Origin of the sequence: Maridesulfovibrio sp., from assembly GCF_963678865.1 — a bacterium.
Classification (GTDB): Bacteria; Desulfobacterota; Desulfovibrionia; order Desulfovibrionales; family Desulfovibrionaceae; genus Maridesulfovibrio.
In genome coordinates this window covers 2074353-2093138 of sequence record NZ_OY787459.1, presented here as the reverse complement: position 1 = coordinate 2093138, position 18786 = coordinate 2074353, and the positions used below count along the sequence as shown (strand labels likewise).

Below are 18786 nucleotides of genomic sequence, written 5' to 3'. Positions count from 1 at the left end.
AAATCAGTGACGAGGGAGAACAGAGCTATGAACGCACTTGGATTTATTGAAACAAAAGGGCTGCTGGCTGCCATCGAAGGGGCGGATGCCATGCTTAAGGCCGCTGAAGTTATCCTTTTGGAAAAGAATTTTTCCGGCGGCGGACTGGTGACTATCTCCGTAACCGGGGAAGTTTCCGCAGTACAGGCTTCTGTTGAAGCAGGCACTGCTGCCATCAGACGTATTGAAGGCTCAGAGTTGGTTTCGCATCATGTGATTGCCCGTCCCTATGATGAAATCAGCAAGATTATCGCTACCAGCGCGCCAGTCGCAGCAGAAGTAAAAGAAATTTCTCGGGAAACAGCACCATCGCCCGTTTCTGCGGATGAGCAGGTTCAGCCTGCTCCTGTGGAAGTAAAAGCTGAAGTGGAAGAATCTCAGAAAGAGGAATCTGAAACTCCGGCAGTGCAGGAGTCGGCACCGGAAGCTCCGGTCGTTTCCGAAATAAAGGAAAATGAACCCCAGTATAAGGCTGCTGAACTCAGGAAAATGAAAATCAGTAAGGTTCGGCAGATAGCCCGAAGCTTGGAAGGTATTTCCATGACTAATGAAGAAGTCAAGAAAGCCACCAAGAAGACTCTTATTGACGAGATTATAAATGTTACCAGGCAGATAGAGGAGTAATCCAATGGTAGACAAAGATTTATTGTCCATTCAGGAAGCCCGTTCACTGGTTCGTGCCGCCAAAAAAGCTCAGGCTGAGCTGGCTGAAATGACCCAGGAAAAAATTGACGGCATTGTAAAGGCCATATCCGAGGCAGCTTATGCTCAGGCTGAGACCCTTGGGGCTATAGCTGTTGAAGAAACCGGATACGGTAAGGTTGCGGATAAAACAGCAAAAAACGTTCTTGCCAGCCAGAAGCTCTGGGAAGCTATCAAGGACATGAAGACTGTTGGTATCCTCAATGAAGACAAGGAAAAAAAGGTAACTGAGGTTGCAGTCCCCATGGGAGTAATTGCAGGTATCGTTCCTTCTACCAACCCGACTTCAACAACTATCTACAAAGCCATGATTTCGCTGAAGTCCGGGAACGCAATTGTGTTCACCCCGCATCCCAGTGCCAAGAAATGCATTGGCAAAACAGTGGAGATCATCCGTAATGTCCTTCACGAATGCGGCGTAAATGAAGATTTGGTCAGCGTAATGAGTGTGCCTACCATTCAGGGCAGCGGTGAACTTATGAAAGTTGCCGACCTTATTCTTGCAACCGGCGGTCCGGGCATGGTTAAGGCTGCATACAGCTCCGGAACTCCGGCTCTCGGCGTAGGAGCAGGCAATGTTCCCGCTTACATCGAAAGAACTGCGGATATTGAAGATGCTGTAGCCAAAATCTTCAAAAGTAAAACTTTCGACAACGGTACTATCTGCGCATCAGAGCAGTCTATCGTAACCGAAGCCTGCATCGCTGAAAAAGTAAAAGCTGCAGTTGTTGCTAACGGCGGTTTTTTCCTGCAGGGCGAAGACCTGACCAAAGTAAAAGCGATTATGGAACGCGGAAACGGTTCAATGAACCCCGCGATCGTAGGTCGCGATGCACAGTTCATTGCCAAACTGGCCGGAATAACTATTCCAGCCGGAACCCGTGTTCTTCTTTCTGATGAAAAAGGAGTTGGACAGAAGTTTCCTTTTTCCAAGGAAAAACTCACTGCACTTCTCGGTTTTTACGTTGTTGAAGATTGGAAAGAAGCATGTGAACTCTGCCATGCTCTGCTTGAAAATTGCGGTATCGGCCATTCTCTCGCCATCCATTCCCGCAACGAAGAAGTTATTCGCGAGTTCGGTCTTAAGAAACCTGTTTCCAGAATTATGGTTAACACTCCGTCCACTCACGGCGGTGTAGGCCTCTCTACCTCTCTCTTCCCCTCCTTTACCCTTGGTTGCGGTACTGTTGGTGGAAGTGCCACTTCCGATAACGTTACTCCGCTCAATCTCATGAACGTGAGAAGGATTGCTTACGATCTCGGAAACACTTGCTGCGAATCAGCTCCCGCGTCCCACGCATCCGATTCCGATTCCATCGACGTACAGGCCATCACAGCCATGATCGTCGAGCAGCTGAAACAGATGGTATAGCCGGAAGTAAAAACTTCCCGCTCTAAAATAATAAAGTGATTCCCGAACAGGGAATAGAGGGTGGTCCCTCCGGGGGCCGATAAATCAATTTAAAGGAGAACAAAAATGTCCTCATTGAACGCACTGGGTATGATTGAAACCAAAGGTCTCGTTGGCGCAGTAGAAGCCGCTGACGCAATGGTAAAAGCAGCAAACGTAACTCTGGTTGGTAAGACTCAGGTTGGCGGCGGTCTCGTAACCGTTATGGTTCGTGGCGATGTAGGTGCTGTTAAAGCAGCAACCGACGCAGGCGCTGCTGCTGCACAGAACGTTGGTGAACTCATCAGCGTACACGTTATCCCCCGCCCCCACGGCGAAGTTGAAATCATCCTTCCTAAAGCTGAAGGTTAATTAATGCTTATTTGCCGCAAGTTTACTTGTGGCATTTAGGCCGGGGAAGGAAAGTTCTATCCGCATGTTCTTTCCTTTCCCGGCCATAATATAAAAATTTTTCACACAGAAATGAGCATGAACGAACAAGTCATCAACAATATCATGGAAGGGGTCATCAAGGGCGTTATTGACCAACTGAAGACCGAAGTTCCGCATGTGTCCGTATCCACCGGAGCGAGTGAACCCATCCCCGTGGAGCTTTCCGCCCGTCACGTTCACCTCAGCGAGCAGGACGCTCTTGAACTCTTCGGCAAGCCCCTGACCCCGGTACGCGAACTTTCTCAGCCCGGTCAGTTCCTTTGCGAAGAGCGTGTGCGGCTCATCGGACCCAAAGGTGTGATGGATAACGTTGCCGTGCTCGGACCCGCGCGTTCCTCTTCACAGGTAGAAATTTCCAACACCGAAGCCCGTACTCTCGGTATTAAGGCCCCGGTCCGCCAATCCGGCGATGTTACCGGAACTCCCGGCATCATCCTCGCTTCACAGACCGGAATAGTCGGTCTCGAAGAAGGAGTTATCGTTGCTGCCCGCCATATCCACATGGCTCCTGAAGATGGCGAGAAGTTCGGCGTTAAAGACAACGACCGCGTATGTGTTCGCCTTGAAAGCGACCGCCCGGTTATCCTTGAAGACGTGGTTTGCCGCGTTCATCCCGAGTTCAAGCTGGCTATGCACATCGATCCCGATGAAGGCAACAGCGCAGGCTGGAACAAGTCCGTAACCGGTAAGATTGTTAGATAATTATTTGAGGCGCTTCGCGTTTTGATTGAAAGATTTCGCCTTCGGCGGTCAGAGAACTTTTTAATAGGCTTCGTCACTGTTTAGCCGAGAGTGTGCGGGGAGAGAATAGACCAACATGGATTTTTCAGCAATTGACCGGCAGATCAGCGACCTTGAAAGCTGCATTGAGAACACCGTTCCTGTCACACATGACGAGGAGCTTTTTGTGGGTGTGGACCTCGGTACCGCCTACATTGTGGTGGTGGTTCTGAACAGCAGGAAGGAACCTGTGGCCTGCGCCATGGAATTTGCACGGGTCATCAAGGACGGTCTGGTTGTTGATTACATGGGCGCCACCCGTATCACCCGTAAGCTGGTGGGCGAGCTTGAAGAAAGATTGGGCCGCAAGCTGGAGCGCGCCGCCATAGCGGTTCCTCCCGGTACCGGGAAAAAGGACGTTACCACTCACCAGTACGTTGTCGAAGGTGCCGGGCTTGAAGTGACCAATGTTCTGGATGAACCTACCGCGGCAAATGCTGTGCTCGGACTCGAAAACGGTGTCATTGTCGACATCGGCGGCGGCACCACCGGGCTTTCTGTATTGGAAGATGGCGAAGTTGTTTACGTAGCTGACGAACCCACTGGCGGAACCCATGTAACGCTGGTTCTCTCCGGTAACTACAAGGTCAGCTTTGAAGAAGCCGAAGACCTTAAAAAGGTTAAGGAACGCCATGCCGAGATTCTGCCTGTTGTTCGTCCGGTGGTCCAGAAAATGGGCACCATCGTCAAGGCACACATCAAGGATCGCGATATTTCAGCCATCTACCTTGTGGGCGGTACCTGCTGCCTCAAGGACATGGAAAAAGTGGTGGAAAAGGAAGTGGGCATCCCGGTCTACAAACCGGCCAACCCGTTTCTCGTAACCCCGCTGGGCATCGCCCTGAATTGTTAAGTTGAGCAGACTTTTTTTTACGAAGAGGCAAAGCCCTATCAAAAGTTTTTAAAGAGTCCAGAGAAACTTTTTCCAAAAAGTTTCTTTGGCCCTCGGAGAGGCCCCCGGCAGGGCCGTCGGAGACAAACATGAGCATCGACATCAATGAATTAGTTCAATCCATCGCAACTGAAGTACTGAAGCAACTCCAGCCCGACTCCAGGAAGGCCTGCGCGCTGGTTCTGGCTGAGCGCGACTGCCTTGTGGCTGAGAAGGTCCGCAATACGATTGGCGATGACTACGATTACTACTTCTTCGGTGAAGAAGCTCCTTGTGCCGAGTTTAGCCGTTATATCGTGCCTTCTCTATGCGTCTGCGAAATGTCTGATCTGGCAGTGGGCAAGGCTCACGGCAGAATCATGACCGAGGTGTTGCGCCAGATGCTGTTGGGTCACACCGTGGAAGTGCTTTCTTTCGGTTATGAAGAATATATCCAGACAGCTCCCGGCCCTCTCTATGCTCTTTATCAGGACCACGAGAAGACCTTGAAGGGCTTCGGTATGAAAAGATTTCAACCCAAGGCGCCCGAGTCCCTGAAAGTCAGGGAATCACTGATCACCGAAAAGGTGGTCAGTGGTGCGGCGGCGCAGGGTGCTAAAGAATTGGTGGTACTGCCTGCAGCCATGGTAACCCCGCTTGCCGAGGAAGCAGCCAAGGAACTAAACATCAACATCAGCAAGACCCTGTAAGGATTGTTTTATGATTATCTGCAAAGTTGTCGGCAATGTCTGGGCCACCCGCAAAAAGGATGAATTGAGCGGGGAGAAGCTGATGGTTGTTCAGCGGCTTGATATCGAAGGAAAGGGCAGTGATGAAATTTTCGTAGCTGTGGACTGCGTGGGCGCAGGGATCGGCGAGCAGGTTCTGGTAACTACCGGAAGCTCGGCACGTATGTCTCTACGTAATCATGAAGCTCCGGTGGATGCATCCATCGTGGCCATCATCGATGAAGTTCAGGCACAGGTGTAATCATTATGGATACGCTGGGCATAGTTGAGAGTATAAGCATTGCCTCCGGGGTGCGCATGGCCGATGCCATGATGAAGGCTGCGGATGTGGAACTTGTTCGCGCTGCTCCCATTTGTTCCGGCAGATACCTGATTTTTGTTTCCGGTGAACGCGCTGCGGTGGCAGCCAGTGTTGAAGCAGCAGAGCAGGACGGCAGCAGGCTCAAGGGCAGTTTCGTTATCTCCAGCCTTTCCCCGGAAGTTTCTGCCGTACTAAAAAACGCTGTTCCGTTGGAAAATGTGCGGGCTATCGGGGTTATTGAATGCCGTAATGTTTCGGCGGGCGTGGTGGCGGCAGATGTTGCGGTCAAGCGTTCCGGTATTGAACTGGCCCGCTTTGTTGCCGGGCAGGGCATCAACGGCAAATCATATTTCGTTATGAGCGGCGATGTAGCTGCGGTTCAGGAAGCCGCGGATGCTGCATCCGCCACTTTGGGCAACAATCTTGTTGAGGCGGTCGTCATCCCCGGACCCGACGCCTCGGTCGTAAAGGCCTTAGTAAGGGGAACGAGGTAAAGATGAAAAAGAAACTTATCGAAGCGGGCAATCTTGATTCATTTATCTGCTCGGACAGTAAAACTCTCTACGTAGATAATACCATGATCCTTACTCCCGGAGCTAAAGATGAGCTTTGCAAGAGAAAGATCAAAATCGCTCGCGTGGAAGACGCCGCTGCTGTTGCCGAAACCGGTAACCGCGGATGCGGTAATCCTGACTGCACCAAGGAAGTCTGTGACGGATGTGAAGATCTGGTCATGGGCATCGCTGTGCTGCTCAAGGAAGAATACGGAATCACTGATATGGCTCAGCTCAAGGACCTCAGTTTTAAGGTCGCTGAAGTCGTAAAAGGCAATATCTAAAGTTTAAAAGTCAAGTATCCTAAAAGGAGAAAAAGATGTCATCTCTCAACGCTCTCGGAATGGTTGAAACCAAAGGACTCGTCGGTTCAGTAGAAGCAGCCGATGCCATGGTCAAAGCAGCAAATGTTCAGCTCATGGGCCGTGAACAGGTCGGCGGCGGACTCGTAACCGTAATGGTTCGCGGCGATGTTGGGGCTGTTAAAGCTGCTGTTGACGCAGGTGCTGCCGCAGCTGAAAGAGTCGGCGAACTGCGCAGTGTACACGTTATTCCCCGTCCTCACAGCGAAGTGGAAGTTATTCTTCCCAAATGTGCTGTAAAATAAGGACTCAAGGGGTGCAGGTTTTTCCTCCCCTCACACCTGCACCCCGATACAAAATTAAAGTTGAAGATTTTTAACACTGCTAGTTTGATTTATTGGAGAAAAGGGTGACACAGTTCTACGGCAAAACAAAAATCTGCTACGGAGAGGATGCTCTGGATAATCTGGAGAGTCTTCCGGCAACGCGGGCTTTTATTGTTACTGATTCCTTTATGGTCAAGACCGGATTTGCGGACCGGATTCGCACCCATCTGGACCGCAACGGGATCCCCTATATTATTTTTGATGAAGTCGAGCCTGATCCTTCCCTGGAGACCGTTACCAGGGGAGCACAGATTTTTCTTAAAAATCAGGCAGACCTGATTATTGCTCTCGGCGGCGGCTCACCCATTGATGCGGCCAAATCCATTTCTTTTTTTGCAGGAAAAGCTTTGGAAGGAAAGACCAAGCCTACACTGGTCGCCATTCCCACCACCAGCGGAACAGGGGCTGAAGTTACCAGCATTGCCGTGGTCACCGATAAGGTTAATGAGGTCAAGATTCCTCTCAATGACGAAATGCTTATCCCGGATATGGCGATTCTTGATGCCCGTTTTACCCGTACCCTTCCGCCACATGTAACTGCGGCAACAGGCATGGATGTGCTGACTCACGCCATTGAAGCTTACACCTCCCGTCAGGCCAATGCCTTTACTTCCATCTATGCAAGATACGCTATCCGCTACGTGTTCAAGTATCTCCAGCGGGCCTATCTCAACGGTGACGATATGGATGCACGCGAACACATGCTGCTCGGTTCCTGCATGGCTGGCATGGCTTTTAATAACAGCGGGTTGGGCATAACCCATTCCGTCGCCCATTCTCTGGGTGGAATATTCCATGTGCCGCATGGCCTTGCGAATGCGGTTGTTCTGCCCCACGTAATCAAGTTCAACAGTTTTGACGTGGGTATCCGTTACCACGAGATAGCCACTATGCTGAAATTGCCTGCGGAAACTGTTGAAGAAGGCACCAGATCCCTGATCGACGCGGTATGTGAACTCAACGAATCTATGGGCATTCCAAATAATATCGGTGCATTGAAGATTGATGAAAATGTTTTCCGTTCCAGCCTGAATACCATTGCCCGTAACGTGCTCGATGACATCTGCACTGCAGGCAACCCCAGAATTCCTTCCCGTGATGATGTAAAGGAACTTCTGCTCAAGGCTTGGTAGGATTTTTCCGGCGGCCCTGCGGGGTAGATTCTGATGCGCTATTGCGTTTTGGGGTGAAATGATTTCGTCTCCGCCGGCTTAAACCCTTTTATTTGTTTTTTAGTTTTTGAATCTAACCGTTTGAATAGGTGAGATAAAATGGCTGTAAATATAGTTGATGTGATTAGAGAAACAGGCGTTGTCGGGGCTGGTGGTGCCGGCCTTCCGACCCACGTCAAGGCCGAGGCCAACGTGGACACTGTTCTGGTTAACGGTGCCTCCTGTGAACCGCTGCTCATGAGCGATCCTTATCTTATGGAAGCGGAAGTGGACACCATGATCCGCGGCCTTGAAGCTATCATGGAGTGTACCGGAGCAAAGAAAGGTATCATCTGTCTCAAGGGCAAGCATGCCAAAGCAGTGAAAGCCGTGCAGGATGCTGTTGCCCGTGACGGTTCCGGGCGCCTTGAATGCTTTGTGCTCAAAGATTTTTACCCCGCAGGTGATGAGCAGGTGCTTGTTCACGAAGTTCTGGGACGCACAGTCCCCGAACGTGGCATTCCCCTTCAGGTTGGTGCCGTGGTCAGCAACACCGAGTCATTGTTCAACGTGGCTCTGGCCCTTGACGGCAAGCCTGTAACCCACCGTTATCTTACCGTTGCCGGAGAAATCAGGAAGCCCATGGTGGTTAAAGTTCCCGTGGGAACCCTTGTTTCCGATGTACTTGAATTCGCAGGCGGACCGACTATCTCAGATTACAGGGTTGTGGACGGCGGTCCCATGATGGGCCGGGTGCTTCCTGATACCTGTCAGCCCGTGACCAAGACCACCAGCGGTCTTTTGGTTCTGCCCCCGAGTCATAACGTTGTGGCAGGAAAGATCATGGATCCCGAAAAGATCCGCCGTATTACCAATACAGTCTGCTGTCAGTGTTCCCGCTGTACAGATCTCTGTCCGCGCAATTTGCTCGGCCATTCCCTGCATCCCCATAAACTGATGCGCGTAATCGCCAACAACGAGTTGGACAGTGAAGTCGCCAAGGAAGCATTGCTGTGTTCCGAATGCGGAATCTGTGAGAAATTTTCCTGCCCCATGATGGTTTCACCGCGTGAGGTTAATGCCCAGATCAAGCAGATCCTGATGAAGGAACGTGTGACTTGGGAATCCAAAGGCAATGAACTGAAAGCCAACCCGTTCCGCGAAAGCAGGGCCATTCCTACCAAGCGGTTGATCCAGCGTCTGAACCTGACCAAGTATGACGGTCATCCTGAGTACGCAGGTGAGTTTACCCCCACCGTAGTCAACATTCGTCTCGGTCAGCACATCGGCGCTCCGGCCAACTGTGTTGTCTCTGTCGGCAATAAGGTCAGCTGCGGTGATTTGATCGGGGAAATTCCCGAAGGTGCAATGGGTGCAAGGGTTCACGCCAGCATTGACGGAACAGTCGAGAGCATCGACAACGGCGTCGTAGTTATCAGGAAATAACTAATAAAAGATTTTTGGGATTCTTAAACCCTTTTGCATAAGGGTTTAAGCCGCCGCAGGCGAATCAAAGCGCGAAACGCACCACTCCCAAAAGGAGATATAAAATGAATTTACGTACAATCGGTTGTGTAGAACTGAACAGCGTTGCCCTAGGCATGCACACCGCAGATGAAATGCTCAAAGCTGCATCTGTTGAGCTGGTCATGGCACGTCCCACCTGTCCGGGCAGATATATTGTAGTTGTTACCGGTGATACCGGGGCGGTTAAGAGTTCCGTTGAAGTCGGTTGTGAAATCGGTGCGGACATGGTTGTGGACCACTTTACCATTCCCAGCGTGCACGAGGATGTTATCCCCGCTTTGAGCGGGACTTCCATTGTTCCCCGAATCGACGCGCTGGGTGTGATTGAAACCTGCACCACCGCATCCTGCATCCTTGCAGCTGATGCAGCAGCCAAAGCCGCTAACGTGAGCCTGATCGAAGTCCGCATGGCGGCGGGCCTCGGCGGTAAAGCTTATGTCACCATGACCGGCGATGTCGGATCCGTTAAAGCTTCTGTTGAGGCTGGAATCGAAGGTGTCGGCGATGGCGGACCGGTTCACAGCCACGTGGTTATTCCTTCCCCCAGCGAAGAAATTAAAGAGCAGTTGATTTAGTTTTATAGCCTCCGGCGGCCCTTCGGGGACCCTCCGGGGGCTTAAACCCTTTGGAAAGGGTTTAGAATCCTAAACTTTTTTATTCGGACTTCGCCCCTATGTATGAAAAGGTTTGCGGAATTTAAAAAAGAGGAGTTTTCATAATGATGGACAATGACAACAAGCAGCGCATTATTCAGGAATACGTTCCCGGTAAGCAGGTTACCCTTGCCCATCTTATTGCCAGCCCGCACCGGGATATTTACCTCAAGTTGGGGCTGGATGATAATTCCGCCGGGGCTATCGGCATCATGACCATCACCCCCAGTGAGGGTGTGATCATCGCCTCTGATGTAGCGACTAAAGCAGCAGCCGTTGAGATCGGATTTCTGGACCGTTTCGGTGGTTCATTACTTCTTCTGGGGGATGTTGCCAGTGTTGAAGCCGCGCTTCGGGCTGTACTTGATTACTTCGAGGGTATCCTGCATTATTCCTCTGTCGAACTTACCAGATCCTAAAATTATGAAGCAGCTCTGCCATATGAAACGGCAAAGCCTACTAAAACGTTTTGGGATTCTTAAACCCTTTTGGAAAAGGGTTTAAGGCCCCCGGCAGGGTAGCCGAAGGCCTCTTATGAAAAAAACAATGTTCGTGGGCGAGACCCGTTCCGGCAAAAGTTCACTTATTAAGGTCCTTTCCGGGGAATTCTACTCCCCGCGCCGGGCTATGGCCGTGGAGCATTTCGGACCCTTCATCAATACTCCCGGCGAATTTCTCGAAAACAGCTGGTTCTATCACGCCCTGATTACCTCTTCCGCAGATTGCCAAGTGCTGGCAATTGTTCAGGATGCTACCCGACGGGCCAGCCTTATTCCGCCTCTTTTTACTTCCATGTTCAACCGCAGAGTCATTGGCCTTGTCTCGAAAATAGACGCACCAAGCGCAGATCCTGTTCTGGCTGAACGTTTCCTCAGGCAGGCCGGGGCAAAGGGTATTATCCACACCAGTTGCGTGACCGGTGAAGGGATTGAGCAACTTTTGGAAATTATATCCTAGATTCCAAAATAACAGCGGTAAAGCCCCCCGGCAGGGTCGCCGAAGACTTTTTCTACCGATCAATAGCCCTGTTAATCTTACAGGCAGCACATGCCGCTCCGAATCCGTTATCAATATTCACCACGGTCACCCCGCTGGCGCAGGAGGTAAGCATGCCCAGCAGGGCGGAAAGGCCGGAGAAATTGGCTCCGTAGCCTACCGAGGTCGGCACGGCAATGATGGGCTGGTCCACCAGTCCGCCGATCACACTGGAAAGAGCTCCTTCCATGCCTGCAACCACAATAAGTACCGAGTATTTACGGATAGCATCAATACGGTCGAATAGACGGTGGATTCCTGCTACTCCTATGTCCGAGATTATTTCAGCATTGCTGCCTAACATATCGCAGGTCACCCGCGCTTCTTCGGCAACATCCAGATCGGAAGTACCAGCGGTGATGATACCCACCATGCCGCTATTGTAGGAGATTTTTTTGCTTTTGCAGGTCAGGGTATTGGCTACAGCATTATAATCCACATATGGAAAGCGGGTTATGACGTGTTCGGCTGTTTCCGGGGAAACGCGGGTTGCCAGCACATTGTTTCGCTCGCACATGTGTTCAAAAATATCACCGACCTGCTGGGGCGTTTTACCCGCGCCGTAAATCACTTCCGGGAAACCGTTGCGTAAAGAGCGGTGGTGGTCGATCTTGGTATGGCCGATGTCCTGATAAGGCAGGTCGCGCAACTTATCCAAGCCCTGATCCACGTTGAGACTTCCGTCTTTTACGGCTTTCAATATATTTTTAAGATTATCATTGGTCATAGTTATGATGCGCTTCTCATTTATGTTGAAAGATTTCGCTTCCGGAGGCCAAAGGGGATAATCTCCTTTGAAATCCTTAGCCGGGGAAAAATTCTATTTCTTATTCAGGCTACCCATTTTGTATCCACCTAGATCAAGCGATACATGGCGATATCCGAATTCTTTAAGCTTGTTATTGATTCCGTGAACCTTATTGGCTTCTATGAATTCCTGAAGCCTGTCCGCCGGTACTTCGATGCGGGCTATATCGCCATGATGGCGAACCCGTACAGCCGGGAAGCCGATACCCATGATGAAAAATTCAGCTTTTTCCACCTGCTGCAATGCTTCATTTGTAACTTCAATACCTACCGGCATGCGCGAGAGCAGACAGGCGAAAGAAGGCTTATTCCATGTTGGCAGGTCGAATCTTTGGGAAAGATCACGAATCTCCTGTTTGGTAAGTTCCGCTTCCACAAAAGGACTGCGGATTCCAAGTTCTCGCAATGCTTTGATGCCGGGGCGGTAGTCGCTGAGATCGTCAATGTTGGTGCCTTCGAATACGTGTTCAAGCCCTTGTCTCTGCGCCTCTTCCAGCAGTTTGCCGAAAAGGATTTTCTTACATGTGTAGCAGTGGTCCGGGGGATTCATGCGGAGTTCTGCAGGAAAGTCCATTTCGACAACAACATGTTTCACGCTCATTTTTCGGGTAAATTCTTTTGCTTCTCTCTGTTCCCATTGTGGAACGTAAGGGGTGGCAATGGAAGCTGCTATTGTTTTCTCTCCAAGAGCTTCTTTTGCGGCATGGAGAAGCAGGGTACTGTCCACTCCGCCAGAAAAAGCTATCACCGCTCCATCAGTTTCAGCGAGAATCTCGAGCAGTTTACCATATTTAGAGGCAGGTATGTCCATCAAAGTAACCGATCAAACAACTAAAATGTTTTAGGAGAGTTCAGAGAACCCTTATGCAAAAGGGTTCTCCGGCCCCCGGAGGTCTGCCGGAGGCATCACCATAAAAAACTCAAATCTCTCTTGCTTTCCCGACCTGAAGGTACACTTCATTTAAAGAAATACCGTGTTTCTTTGCTAAGGCGCGGCAGTCTTCCAGCTCGGGTTTGGAGCGGATCACTTTTCCATCAAGGATGGCATTTTTCATGGTCACTGTCCCGAGCGGTGTTTCAAGCTTGTCGAATGATATGTCGAGCACGGTTTTTTCAAGGTCAGTGCTTTTGATGCCTAGGGTTGTCGTATGTTTGAAAATAAGTCTTTTGAATTTATCTTCATCTTCGGCTGAGCAGAGCAGGGAGAGGGTGGTGGCCGGGCGGTTTTTCTTCATGACGATGGCTGTGAAATGTACATCCATGGCTCCGTCTTCCATAAGTTGCTCCAGTGCCGCACCGAGCATCTCCCCGGTCATATCATCGATATTGCATTGTAGTAGCCGGGCCGGGACCGTAGGCAGGGCGTCAGCCTGCTGACTGATCTCCGCAAGCTGGACACGGAGTACGTTGGGAATTTCGTTGTCCCGGTGGCCGATGCCATAGGATGTTTTCTGTACAACCATGTGCGGGGAATCAGAAAAATTATCAACCAGTTCGGCAAGGATGGCCGCTCCGGTGGGAGTTGTGGTTTCTTTTTGCACCGCGCCTTGTGTAGAAGGCAGCCCGGCGAGAATTTCGGATGTTGCCGGAGCGGGTACGGGCATCATGCCGTGAGCGCAGTTGATGAATCCGCCGCCCAGTTCAATGGAGGAACACCAGACCTGATCGATTTCCAGTTGGTGAAAACAGATAGCCGCACCGACAATATCCACAATGGAGTCGGTGGCGCCTACTTCATGGAAGTGGACTTCATACACGGTTCTGCCGTGGATTTTGGCTTCGGCTTCAGCAACGCGTTTGAATATTGCGAGGCTGGTTGATTTGACCTGATCACTCAAGTTAGAGTTGTTTATGATCTTTTCGATGTCTCTCAGATTGCGGTGTTCATGGTGGTGATGTCCGTGGGTATGTCCGTGATGATCATGGTCATGATGGTGATGGTGGGACAGTTCTACATCCACGCGGGTTCCGAAAATTCCTTTGCGGGAATCCTGCGAAATTTTGAGAGAAAATTCATCGTCGAGACGGAGTTTGGAAAGTTCGGCCTGGAGGAATTCCGGGTCCACGCCTAGATCTATCATGGCGGCGAGATTCATATCTCCGCTGATGCCTGAAAAACAATCGTAGTAAAGTATATTCATTTTATTATCGGTAAGAATAGTGTTGTGTACGTTCGGTACGGGTGCCGCTTGACCGGCACCCGTACCGGTCTTGATTAGTCTTTTTGTTTATTAGCGACCATGTTTACCATTGCCTTCATATCTCCCTGCTCAAAGTAATCAACAACACGTTTGAGCTGTTCGGGAATGGCGATATGCTGGGGACAGTGTTCTTCGCACTGTCCGCATTCAACGCACTGTGAAGCGTATGCTGACTCACCGGCCATTTCCTGACTGAAAAGGACTGCATACTGGAATTTGTTACGTTCGGCCTTATCCGTGAACATATGTGCGCTGTTGAACATCTCAAAACATCCAGGAATCCTGACCCCGGCGGGACAGGGCATACAGTATGCACATCCGGTGCAGGGAACCTGCATGAGTTCCTTGTACCTTGCAGCTACTTTGTCCACAATAGCGATTTCCCCTTCGGTCAGGGAATTCGGTGCGGCTTCGGCAGCTATAGCGAGGTTCTGCTCTATATGTTCTTCGTTGTTCATGCCGGAAAGAACCACGGTTACTTCAGGATGGTTCCAGATCCAGCGCAGAGCCCATTCCACAGGAGGACGTTTTGTTTCGGCTTGATCGAAGATGTCCTGAACTCCGTCCGGAGGCGTGGGCGCACTGAGGTTCCCGCCGCGCAGGGGTTCCATAATTATTACTGCGATATCTTTAGATGCGGCATATTTCAGCCCAGCGGTACCGGCCTGATTTTCTGTGTCCAGAAAGTTGTACTGGATCTGGCAAAAAGTCCATGGGTAAGCGTCCACAATGCATTTGAAATCTTCAGGAACGCCGTGGAATGAGAAACCTGCGTAACGGATTTTGCCGGATTCAAGGGCCTTGTCCAGAAAGTCTTTTACTCCCAGTTCAACAGACCGATCCCATGAGTTGCCTTCAACCGCATGGATCAGGTAGTAATCGATGCAGTCAACATCAAGGCGTCTAAGCTGCTCATTAAGGATTTCGTCCATCTGTTCGCGGGATTCGACAATGAATTGGGGCAGTTTGTCGGCGATGGCCACTTTTTCGCGATAACCGTCTTTGAGGGCTTTGCCCACAATTACTTCGCTCTGGCCGCCGTGGTAGGGCCATGCGGTATCCACATAGTTTACGCCGTTGTCAATGGAGTTGCGAATCTGTGCGATTGCGCGTTTTTCATCAATGGTTTTGTCGTCAATCATGGGCAGACGCATTGCGCCGAATCCCAGAATAGACAGTTCTTGCCCTGTTTTAGGAACCTTACGGTATAACATGTATTTTTCTCCTTTGCTCATTTGCAGGTTTTTCAATTCATATCTATATTCATCCTGCTTCGGCAGTATGTGTAAAAAGAGTATGTATACACTTACTGCAGGGTTTTGATCATACTTATGTCTTAAAATGATCTGGTTCGGATTAATATTTTGTACGGAGTCATTAATGAGTAGAGACTTTCAGCGGAAGTATAGCGAATGGTCATTCCGGCTGATTCTTTTTTCCACCATGCTGGCCCTGCTGGCAGGTTGCGGACTGAAGCGCAATCCTATTCCGGTGGAAATGCAGGCTCAGGCCAGTCTTCCCGGTTATGAAGAAGTTCGTTTTTTCGGGGATACCACCCCGAAGCATATGGATAAGGTTATGAAACAATGGGCCGAGCTGAGCCGAAAAAATATGCTGCCGGATGAGATAAGCTTTCTGTCCCTTTCCGGTGGCGGAGCAGACGGTGCTTTCGGTGCCGGCTTCCTTTGCGGCTGGACCGAGCGCGGTGACCGTCCCACCTTCGGGCTGGTTACCGGGATCAGTACAGGGGCGTTGATCGCTCCCTTTGCTTTCATGGGGTCGGATTATGACCCTTTTGTCGAAATGTTTTATACGACCTTTGAAACCAGCGATCTTGTGCAGCAGCGTTCATATGTTTCGGCAATTTCGGGTGATTCCGTGTACAGCACGGAGCCTTTGAAAAAAGCCTTGAAAGAGTTCGTTAATCACGAATTCATAGCCAAGATAGCGCAAGAGCACCGCAAAGGGCGCAGGCTCTTGATCGGGACTACCAACCTTGATGCCATGCGTCCGGTATATTGGGATATCGGGGCTTTGGCTCAGTACGGCACACCGGAAGCGGATCAACTCATTCGTGATGTAATCCTTGCGTCAGCTTCGGTCCCGGTAGCTTTTCCTCCGGTTTATTTCAAGGTCAAGGCCGGGGATAAAATTTATGATGAAATGCATGTGGACGGTGGAGTCTGTAATCAGGTTTTTTCCTATCCTCCAAGTGTTCATCTGGCTGATGAGTTGGAAAAGATCGGCGAGAAAAGGAAGATCACTCTTTATGTGATTCGCAACGACGCCCTCGTTACCGAAGGGGTGCAGGTGGAACCGTATATAGGGGGGATTGCGGCGCGATCGCTTGCCGGGTTAATCCGTAATCAGGGCATCGGTGACCTGTTCCGCATGTACTATACCTCTCAGCGGGATGGCGTAGATTTTAAGTTGACCTTTATTCCACCTGACTACAACGAAAAGTCGGACGAGCTGTTCAGCCCGGTTTATATGAGTAAGCTCTTTATGCTCGGGCACAGCATGGCAAAGGCTCCGAAGCCGTGGCATTCGGCCCCGCCTTCGACTACAGCCCGCAAAGGACCGGATGCCGTTCCGGCGGAAGTTATCCTTAAATGATCTGAATCAGTCGGATGATCTGTTGAATTGTTTGAATCCCCGCAATGCTTAAGTGTTGCGGGGATTATTTTAGGTCAGGTAAATTGTCCATAAATGCGAAAGCGGCATGACCAGAATAAGTGCCGGGATCATATTCGCCACCGGAAACTGTTTGATGCCGCAGATACGGAAGCCTGTAGCCAGCATGATCAGCCCGCCGCAGGATGAGAAGTCCGCCAACATGTCCGGGGTGGTCAGGGGTAGAATCATGGATGCTCCCAGAAACAGCAAACCTTGAATCATGAATTGCGGAAAGACCAGTATGCCAACGGTAAATCCCATGGTGGATGCGAATATGGGCGCGGTAAACAGATCAAGGATGGATTTGACAATGAGCAGGGTCGGGTCCCCGGTCATTCCTTCTGTCATGGATCCGTAGATTCCAGTCCCGCTCATGCAGAACAGGACCAGCAGGGCCACGAATTTATCCAGAAATTCTTCCTGATTAATGTCGCCGCTGGGGCGGGTCATTTTTTCAATCACAACCCTTGCCTTTGCTGCGCTTTTCTGAACCAGAGTTTCCAACTGGATGATTTCGCCAAGCAGTGAACCGACAACAAGGGCGAGCATCACCGGGGCCAGCAGTTTTACTTTTACGATCATTGCCACGCCAAGTCCCATGGAAGCGCAACCGAAAACCATAGGCATGCGGGTTCGGATGTTGGCATTCAGTTTCGGGCCGATCAAAGCCCCGGCAACACTGCCCGCAAGCAGTGCTGCTCCATTGATATATGGTCCTATCATAATAGGATTCCTTTAATTTTGTAAGAATGGTCTGCCGGATGGCGGAAGGTAATTATCTTTGGATTTAAGCTGTAAATCCGAAGTCGGCTTTTGATTTGGTGTAAAAAATACGCTGCCCGCTTTCTTTCAGGCGGGACATAAGTTTATCACATTCATCTTCGCTAAGGGCCATGGTCACTAACTGTGGTGGATCTTCAAAGTCAAAATAGCTGCCCGAGTGAAAGCGTCCGTCATGACCGAATCCTTCCTTGCCGTTGAAAAGGGTGGCTCCGCGTACTCCGATCTTTCGGGCTTCTTCAATAAGCCAGTCGGCAATCGGCATACCGTCCTGTTCCCGGTTTAATTGAGTGAAAAAAGTAATTAAATAACCCTGCATAGATATATTCCTGTTTGTTGTCTGGTGAAATCACTTAAACAGGATTTATAACGGAAGCATGATCTGAACAATGATGCAGGTCACTGATGGGTGAAAATTTAAATTATGAAAAAGGGACTTGATGCTGTCTGCTCCAGCTGTTCCTTATTGAGGATGGTGATGCTGCCCCGTGATTTGGAAACAATTTCTGCTTCTTGCAATTTGGATATGACTCTGGCTGCACTTTCCCGTGAAGTTCCAACCATTTCGGCCAGATCCCCGTTGGTCAGGGGAAGTTCAGGGCCGATACGGGTGGAAAGCATGTTCAGAACATTGAGGATGCGTGTTTCCACACTTTCATCAATGAGGTCAATAATGCGGGTGTACGCACCGTCCAGCAGTTCTCCCATTGTTCCCAGAATGCCAATGGCAACTGCAGGGGTGTCTTCAACCCACGTTCTGAATTCGCAGCAGGGGATCGTGATGATGGATGACTCTTCCACTACGCGGGCAGTAAAAAGTCTCGGTCCCGATTTAAAACAGGTGATGCCGTTCAGCGTCATTCCCTTTGTAGCGACGAGGTAGGTAAATGATTTGCCGGAAGGAGATTCTTTGGAAAGGATAACTTTTCCGCTTTCCACCAGACAGAAGTTGTTTGATTCATCTCCTGCCTTGAAAATGAACTCGCCTTTGCGGAAATGCATGCGCCTGGTTTTGCCTGCCAGCTCCACCAGAGCTGGAATCTCCGCCCGGCTCAAGTTGATGTCTGCCTGCAGGGCTTCGAGTACTTCTTTTTTGTTCTGATCTGTATGCGGCATGCCTGCTTTTATAGTTATAGCCCGCTGTTTTCAACCGGAATTAGTTAGGTTTTGAAATTACTATTGAACAGTAAAATACTTTTTTGTCTTTTAGTGACATTAACCTTTTGTGCTTGTTGTAAAAGCGAAAAGTTCAACCGCAGGTTTAACTGTTAATCTTTTGATTCAGACTGCTGAAAAAGGATGTTGGTTGATGAAGTAGATGATTCTTTTGGGGGTACTGAGGATTATAATGTACTTTTGTTTACATAAGGTCCGGTATTAGCTATCTTGCATAATATTATATTCCGCCTTTTCGTTTCTTATTCCGTTC

23 protein-coding genes are annotated in these 18786 nt (G+C 50.0%); 16 read left to right on the top strand and 7 right to left on the bottom strand.

Annotated features, from left to right (window positions below):
- Window positions 1-27 precede the first annotated feature (27 nt).
- The 15 genes from ACKU41_RS09670 to ACKU41_RS09600 all read left to right on the top strand — a co-directional run bounded on the left by ACKU41_RS09670 (window position 28) and on the right by ACKU41_RS09600 (window position 10815).
- Window positions 28-663 (top strand): BMC domain-containing protein, encoded by a 636-nt coding sequence (locus tag ACKU41_RS09670; RefSeq protein ID WP_319777013.1) that lies wholly within the window; start codon window positions 28-30, stop codon window positions 661-663.
- Between the two features lie 4 nt (window positions 664-667).
- Entirely contained in the window at window positions 668-2113 is a 1446-nt protein-coding gene (locus ACKU41_RS09665; RefSeq protein ID WP_321405193.1) for an acetaldehyde dehydrogenase (acetylating), read from the top strand.
- 105 nt (window positions 2114-2218) lie between these two features.
- Window positions 2219-2503 carry an ethanolamine utilization microcompartment protein EutM gene (gene eutM, locus ACKU41_RS09660; protein ID WP_015850358.1) on the top strand — a complete coding sequence of 95 codons (285 nt, stop codon included), beginning with the start codon at window positions 2219-2221 and terminating at the stop codon, window positions 2501-2503.
- Between the two features lie 117 nt (window positions 2504-2620).
- Complete coding sequence (locus tag ACKU41_RS09655) at window positions 2621-3286, top strand: phosphate propanoyltransferase (RefSeq protein ID WP_319777007.1); 666 nt, start codon at window positions 2621-2623, stop codon at window positions 3284-3286.
- A 115-nt stretch (window positions 3287-3401) separates the two neighbouring features.
- On the top strand, window positions 3402-4217 hold the full coding sequence (gene eutJ, locus ACKU41_RS09650) for an ethanolamine utilization protein EutJ (RefSeq protein WP_319777005.1): 816 nt from the start codon (window positions 3402-3404) through the stop codon (window positions 4215-4217).
- A 128-nt stretch (window positions 4218-4345) separates the two neighbouring features.
- Window positions 4346-4945 (top strand): hypothetical protein, encoded by a 600-nt coding sequence (locus ACKU41_RS09645; RefSeq protein WP_321405192.1) that lies wholly within the window; start codon window positions 4346-4348, stop codon window positions 4943-4945.
- A 10-nt stretch (window positions 4946-4955) separates the two neighbouring features.
- Window positions 4956-5225 (top strand): EutN/CcmL family microcompartment protein, encoded by a 270-nt coding sequence (locus tag ACKU41_RS09640; protein WP_319777001.1) that lies wholly within the window; start codon window positions 4956-4958, stop codon window positions 5223-5225.
- Between the two features lie 5 nt (window positions 5226-5230).
- The gene (locus ACKU41_RS09635; protein ID WP_321405191.1) at window positions 5231-5779 is read left to right on the top strand and encodes a BMC domain-containing protein; all 549 of its coding nucleotides are present in this window, start codon (window positions 5231-5233) and stop codon (window positions 5777-5779) included.
- Window positions 5780-5781: 2 nt separating this feature from the next.
- Window positions 5782-6123 (top strand): hypothetical protein, encoded by a 342-nt coding sequence (locus tag ACKU41_RS09630; protein WP_319776997.1) that lies wholly within the window; start codon window positions 5782-5784, stop codon window positions 6121-6123.
- Between the two features lie 35 nt (window positions 6124-6158).
- Entirely contained in the window at window positions 6159-6446 is a 288-nt protein-coding gene (locus ACKU41_RS09625) for a BMC domain-containing protein (protein WP_319776996.1), read from the top strand.
- Window positions 6447-6550: 104 nt separating this feature from the next.
- On the top strand, window positions 6551-7660 hold the full coding sequence (locus tag ACKU41_RS09620) for a 1-propanol dehydrogenase PduQ (RefSeq protein ID WP_321405190.1): 1110 nt from the start codon (window positions 6551-6553) through the stop codon (window positions 7658-7660).
- Window positions 7661-7798: 138 nt separating this feature from the next.
- On the top strand, window positions 7799-9124 hold the full coding sequence (locus ACKU41_RS09615; protein WP_321405189.1) for a 4Fe-4S dicluster domain-containing protein: 1326 nt from the start codon (window positions 7799-7801) through the stop codon (window positions 9122-9124).
- Between the two features lie 104 nt (window positions 9125-9228).
- Window positions 9229-9780, top strand: a complete 552-nt coding sequence (locus ACKU41_RS09610) for a BMC domain-containing protein (protein ID WP_319776990.1) — start codon at window positions 9229-9231, stop codon at window positions 9778-9780.
- A gap of 143 nt (window positions 9781-9923) precedes the next feature.
- Window positions 9924-10277: a BMC domain-containing protein gene (locus tag ACKU41_RS09605; protein WP_321405188.1), complete on the top strand. Its 354-nt coding sequence runs from the start codon at window positions 9924-9926 to the stop codon at window positions 10275-10277.
- A gap of 115 nt (window positions 10278-10392) precedes the next feature.
- Window positions 10393-10815: a EutP/PduV family microcompartment system protein gene (locus ACKU41_RS09600; RefSeq protein WP_319776986.1), complete on the top strand. Its 423-nt coding sequence runs from the start codon at window positions 10393-10395 to the stop codon at window positions 10813-10815.
- A gap of 52 nt (window positions 10816-10867) precedes the next feature.
- Here ACKU41_RS09600 and larB read toward each other — a convergent pair whose 3' ends face one another.
- The 4 genes from larB to ACKU41_RS09580 form a co-directional block, all read right to left on the bottom strand.
- Window positions 10868-11620, bottom strand: coding sequence for a nickel pincer cofactor biosynthesis protein LarB (gene larB / locus ACKU41_RS09595; protein WP_321405187.1), 753 nt, complete (start codon window positions 11618-11620; stop codon window positions 10868-10870).
- 93 nt (window positions 11621-11713) lie between these two features.
- Complete coding sequence (gene larE, locus ACKU41_RS09590) at window positions 11714-12511, bottom strand: ATP-dependent sacrificial sulfur transferase LarE (RefSeq protein ID WP_321405186.1); 798 nt, start codon at window positions 12509-12511, stop codon at window positions 11714-11716.
- A 109-nt stretch (window positions 12512-12620) separates the two neighbouring features.
- A complete protein-coding gene (gene larC, locus ACKU41_RS09585; RefSeq protein ID WP_321405185.1) occupies window positions 12621-13841 on the bottom strand; it encodes a nickel pincer cofactor biosynthesis protein LarC in 1221 nt (406 codons plus the stop codon).
- A gap of 74 nt (window positions 13842-13915) precedes the next feature.
- Complete coding sequence (locus ACKU41_RS09580; RefSeq protein ID WP_321405184.1) at window positions 13916-15115, bottom strand: aldo/keto reductase; 1200 nt, start codon at window positions 15113-15115, stop codon at window positions 13916-13918.
- A 166-nt stretch (window positions 15116-15281) separates the two neighbouring features.
- On the opposite strand from ACKU41_RS09580, the gene ACKU41_RS09575 reads away from it, so the two are divergent.
- Window positions 15282-16517: a patatin-like phospholipase family protein gene (locus ACKU41_RS09575; protein ID WP_319776976.1), complete on the top strand. Its 1236-nt coding sequence runs from the start codon at window positions 15282-15284 to the stop codon at window positions 16515-16517.
- A 69-nt stretch (window positions 16518-16586) separates the two neighbouring features.
- Here the strand turns inward: ACKU41_RS09575 and ACKU41_RS09570 are convergent, their stop codons facing one another.
- The 3 genes from ACKU41_RS09570 to ACKU41_RS09560 all read right to left on the bottom strand — a co-directional run bounded on the left by ACKU41_RS09570 (window position 16587) and on the right by ACKU41_RS09560 (window position 18473).
- Window positions 16587-17300 (bottom strand): DUF554 domain-containing protein, encoded by a 714-nt coding sequence (locus ACKU41_RS09570; protein WP_319776974.1) that lies wholly within the window; start codon window positions 17298-17300, stop codon window positions 16587-16589.
- 64 nt (window positions 17301-17364) lie between these two features.
- Window positions 17365-17676, bottom strand: a complete 312-nt coding sequence (locus tag ACKU41_RS09565; RefSeq protein ID WP_319776972.1) for a DUF190 domain-containing protein — start codon at window positions 17674-17676, stop codon at window positions 17365-17367.
- Between the two features lie 98 nt (window positions 17677-17774).
- Window positions 17775-18473, bottom strand: coding sequence for a Crp/Fnr family transcriptional regulator (locus ACKU41_RS09560; protein ID WP_321405183.1), 699 nt, complete (start codon window positions 18471-18473; stop codon window positions 17775-17777).
- Between the last annotated feature and the right edge of the window lie 313 nt (window positions 18474-18786).

Bases quoted from the DNA above. Each gene is read 5' to 3' on its own strand.
- ACKU41_RS09670 (WP_319777013.1), top strand. From the start codon at position 28: ATGAACGCACTTGGATTTATTGAAACAAAAGGGCTGCTGGCTGCCATC.
- ACKU41_RS09665 (WP_321405193.1), top strand. From the start codon at position 668: ATGGTAGACAAAGATTTATTGTCCATTCAGGAAGCCCGTTCACTGGTT.
- eutM (WP_015850358.1), top strand. From the start codon at position 2,219: ATGTCCTCATTGAACGCACTGGGTATGATTGAAACCAAAGGTCTCGTT.
- ACKU41_RS09655 (WP_319777007.1), top strand. From the start codon at position 2,621: ATGAACGAACAAGTCATCAACAATATCATGGAAGGGGTCATCAAGGGC.
- eutJ (WP_319777005.1), top strand. From the start codon at position 3,402: ATGGATTTTTCAGCAATTGACCGGCAGATCAGCGACCTTGAAAGCTGC.
- ACKU41_RS09645 (WP_321405192.1), top strand. From the start codon at position 4,346: ATGAGCATCGACATCAATGAATTAGTTCAATCCATCGCAACTGAAGTA.
- ACKU41_RS09640 (WP_319777001.1), top strand. From the start codon at position 4,956: ATGATTATCTGCAAAGTTGTCGGCAATGTCTGGGCCACCCGCAAAAAG.
- ACKU41_RS09635 (WP_321405191.1), top strand. From the start codon at position 5,231: ATGGATACGCTGGGCATAGTTGAGAGTATAAGCATTGCCTCCGGGGTG.
- ACKU41_RS09630 (WP_319776997.1), top strand. From the start codon at position 5,782: ATGAAAAAGAAACTTATCGAAGCGGGCAATCTTGATTCATTTATCTGC.
- ACKU41_RS09625 (WP_319776996.1), top strand. From the start codon at position 6,159: ATGTCATCTCTCAACGCTCTCGGAATGGTTGAAACCAAAGGACTCGTC.
- ACKU41_RS09615 (WP_321405189.1), top strand. From the start codon at position 7,799: ATGGCTGTAAATATAGTTGATGTGATTAGAGAAACAGGCGTTGTCGGG.
- ACKU41_RS09610 (WP_319776990.1), top strand. From the start codon at position 9,229: ATGAATTTACGTACAATCGGTTGTGTAGAACTGAACAGCGTTGCCCTA.
- ACKU41_RS09605 (WP_321405188.1), top strand. From the start codon at position 9,924: ATGATGGACAATGACAACAAGCAGCGCATTATTCAGGAATACGTTCCC.
- ACKU41_RS09600 (WP_319776986.1), top strand. From the start codon at position 10,393: ATGAAAAAAACAATGTTCGTGGGCGAGACCCGTTCCGGCAAAAGTTCA.
- larB (WP_321405187.1), bottom strand. From the start codon at position 11,620: ATGACCAATGATAATCTTAAAAATATATTGAAAGCCGTAAAAGACGGA.
- larE (WP_321405186.1), bottom strand. From the start codon at position 12,511: ATGGACATACCTGCCTCTAAATATGGTAAACTGCTCGAGATTCTCGCT.
- larC (WP_321405185.1), bottom strand. From the start codon at position 13,841: ATGAATATACTTTACTACGATTGTTTTTCAGGCATCAGCGGAGATATG.
- ACKU41_RS09580 (WP_321405184.1), bottom strand. From the start codon at position 15,115: ATGTTATACCGTAAGGTTCCTAAAACAGGGCAAGAACTGTCTATTCTG.
- ACKU41_RS09575 (WP_319776976.1), top strand. From the start codon at position 15,282: ATGAGTAGAGACTTTCAGCGGAAGTATAGCGAATGGTCATTCCGGCTG.
- ACKU41_RS09570 (WP_319776974.1), bottom strand. From the start codon at position 17,300: ATGATAGGACCATATATCAATGGAGCAGCACTGCTTGCGGGCAGTGTT.
- ACKU41_RS09565 (WP_319776972.1), bottom strand. From the start codon at position 17,676: ATGCAGGGTTATTTAATTACTTTTTTCACTCAATTAAACCGGGAACAG.
- ACKU41_RS09560 (WP_321405183.1), bottom strand. From the start codon at position 18,473: ATGCCGCATACAGATCAGAACAAAAAAGAAGTACTCGAAGCCCTGCAG.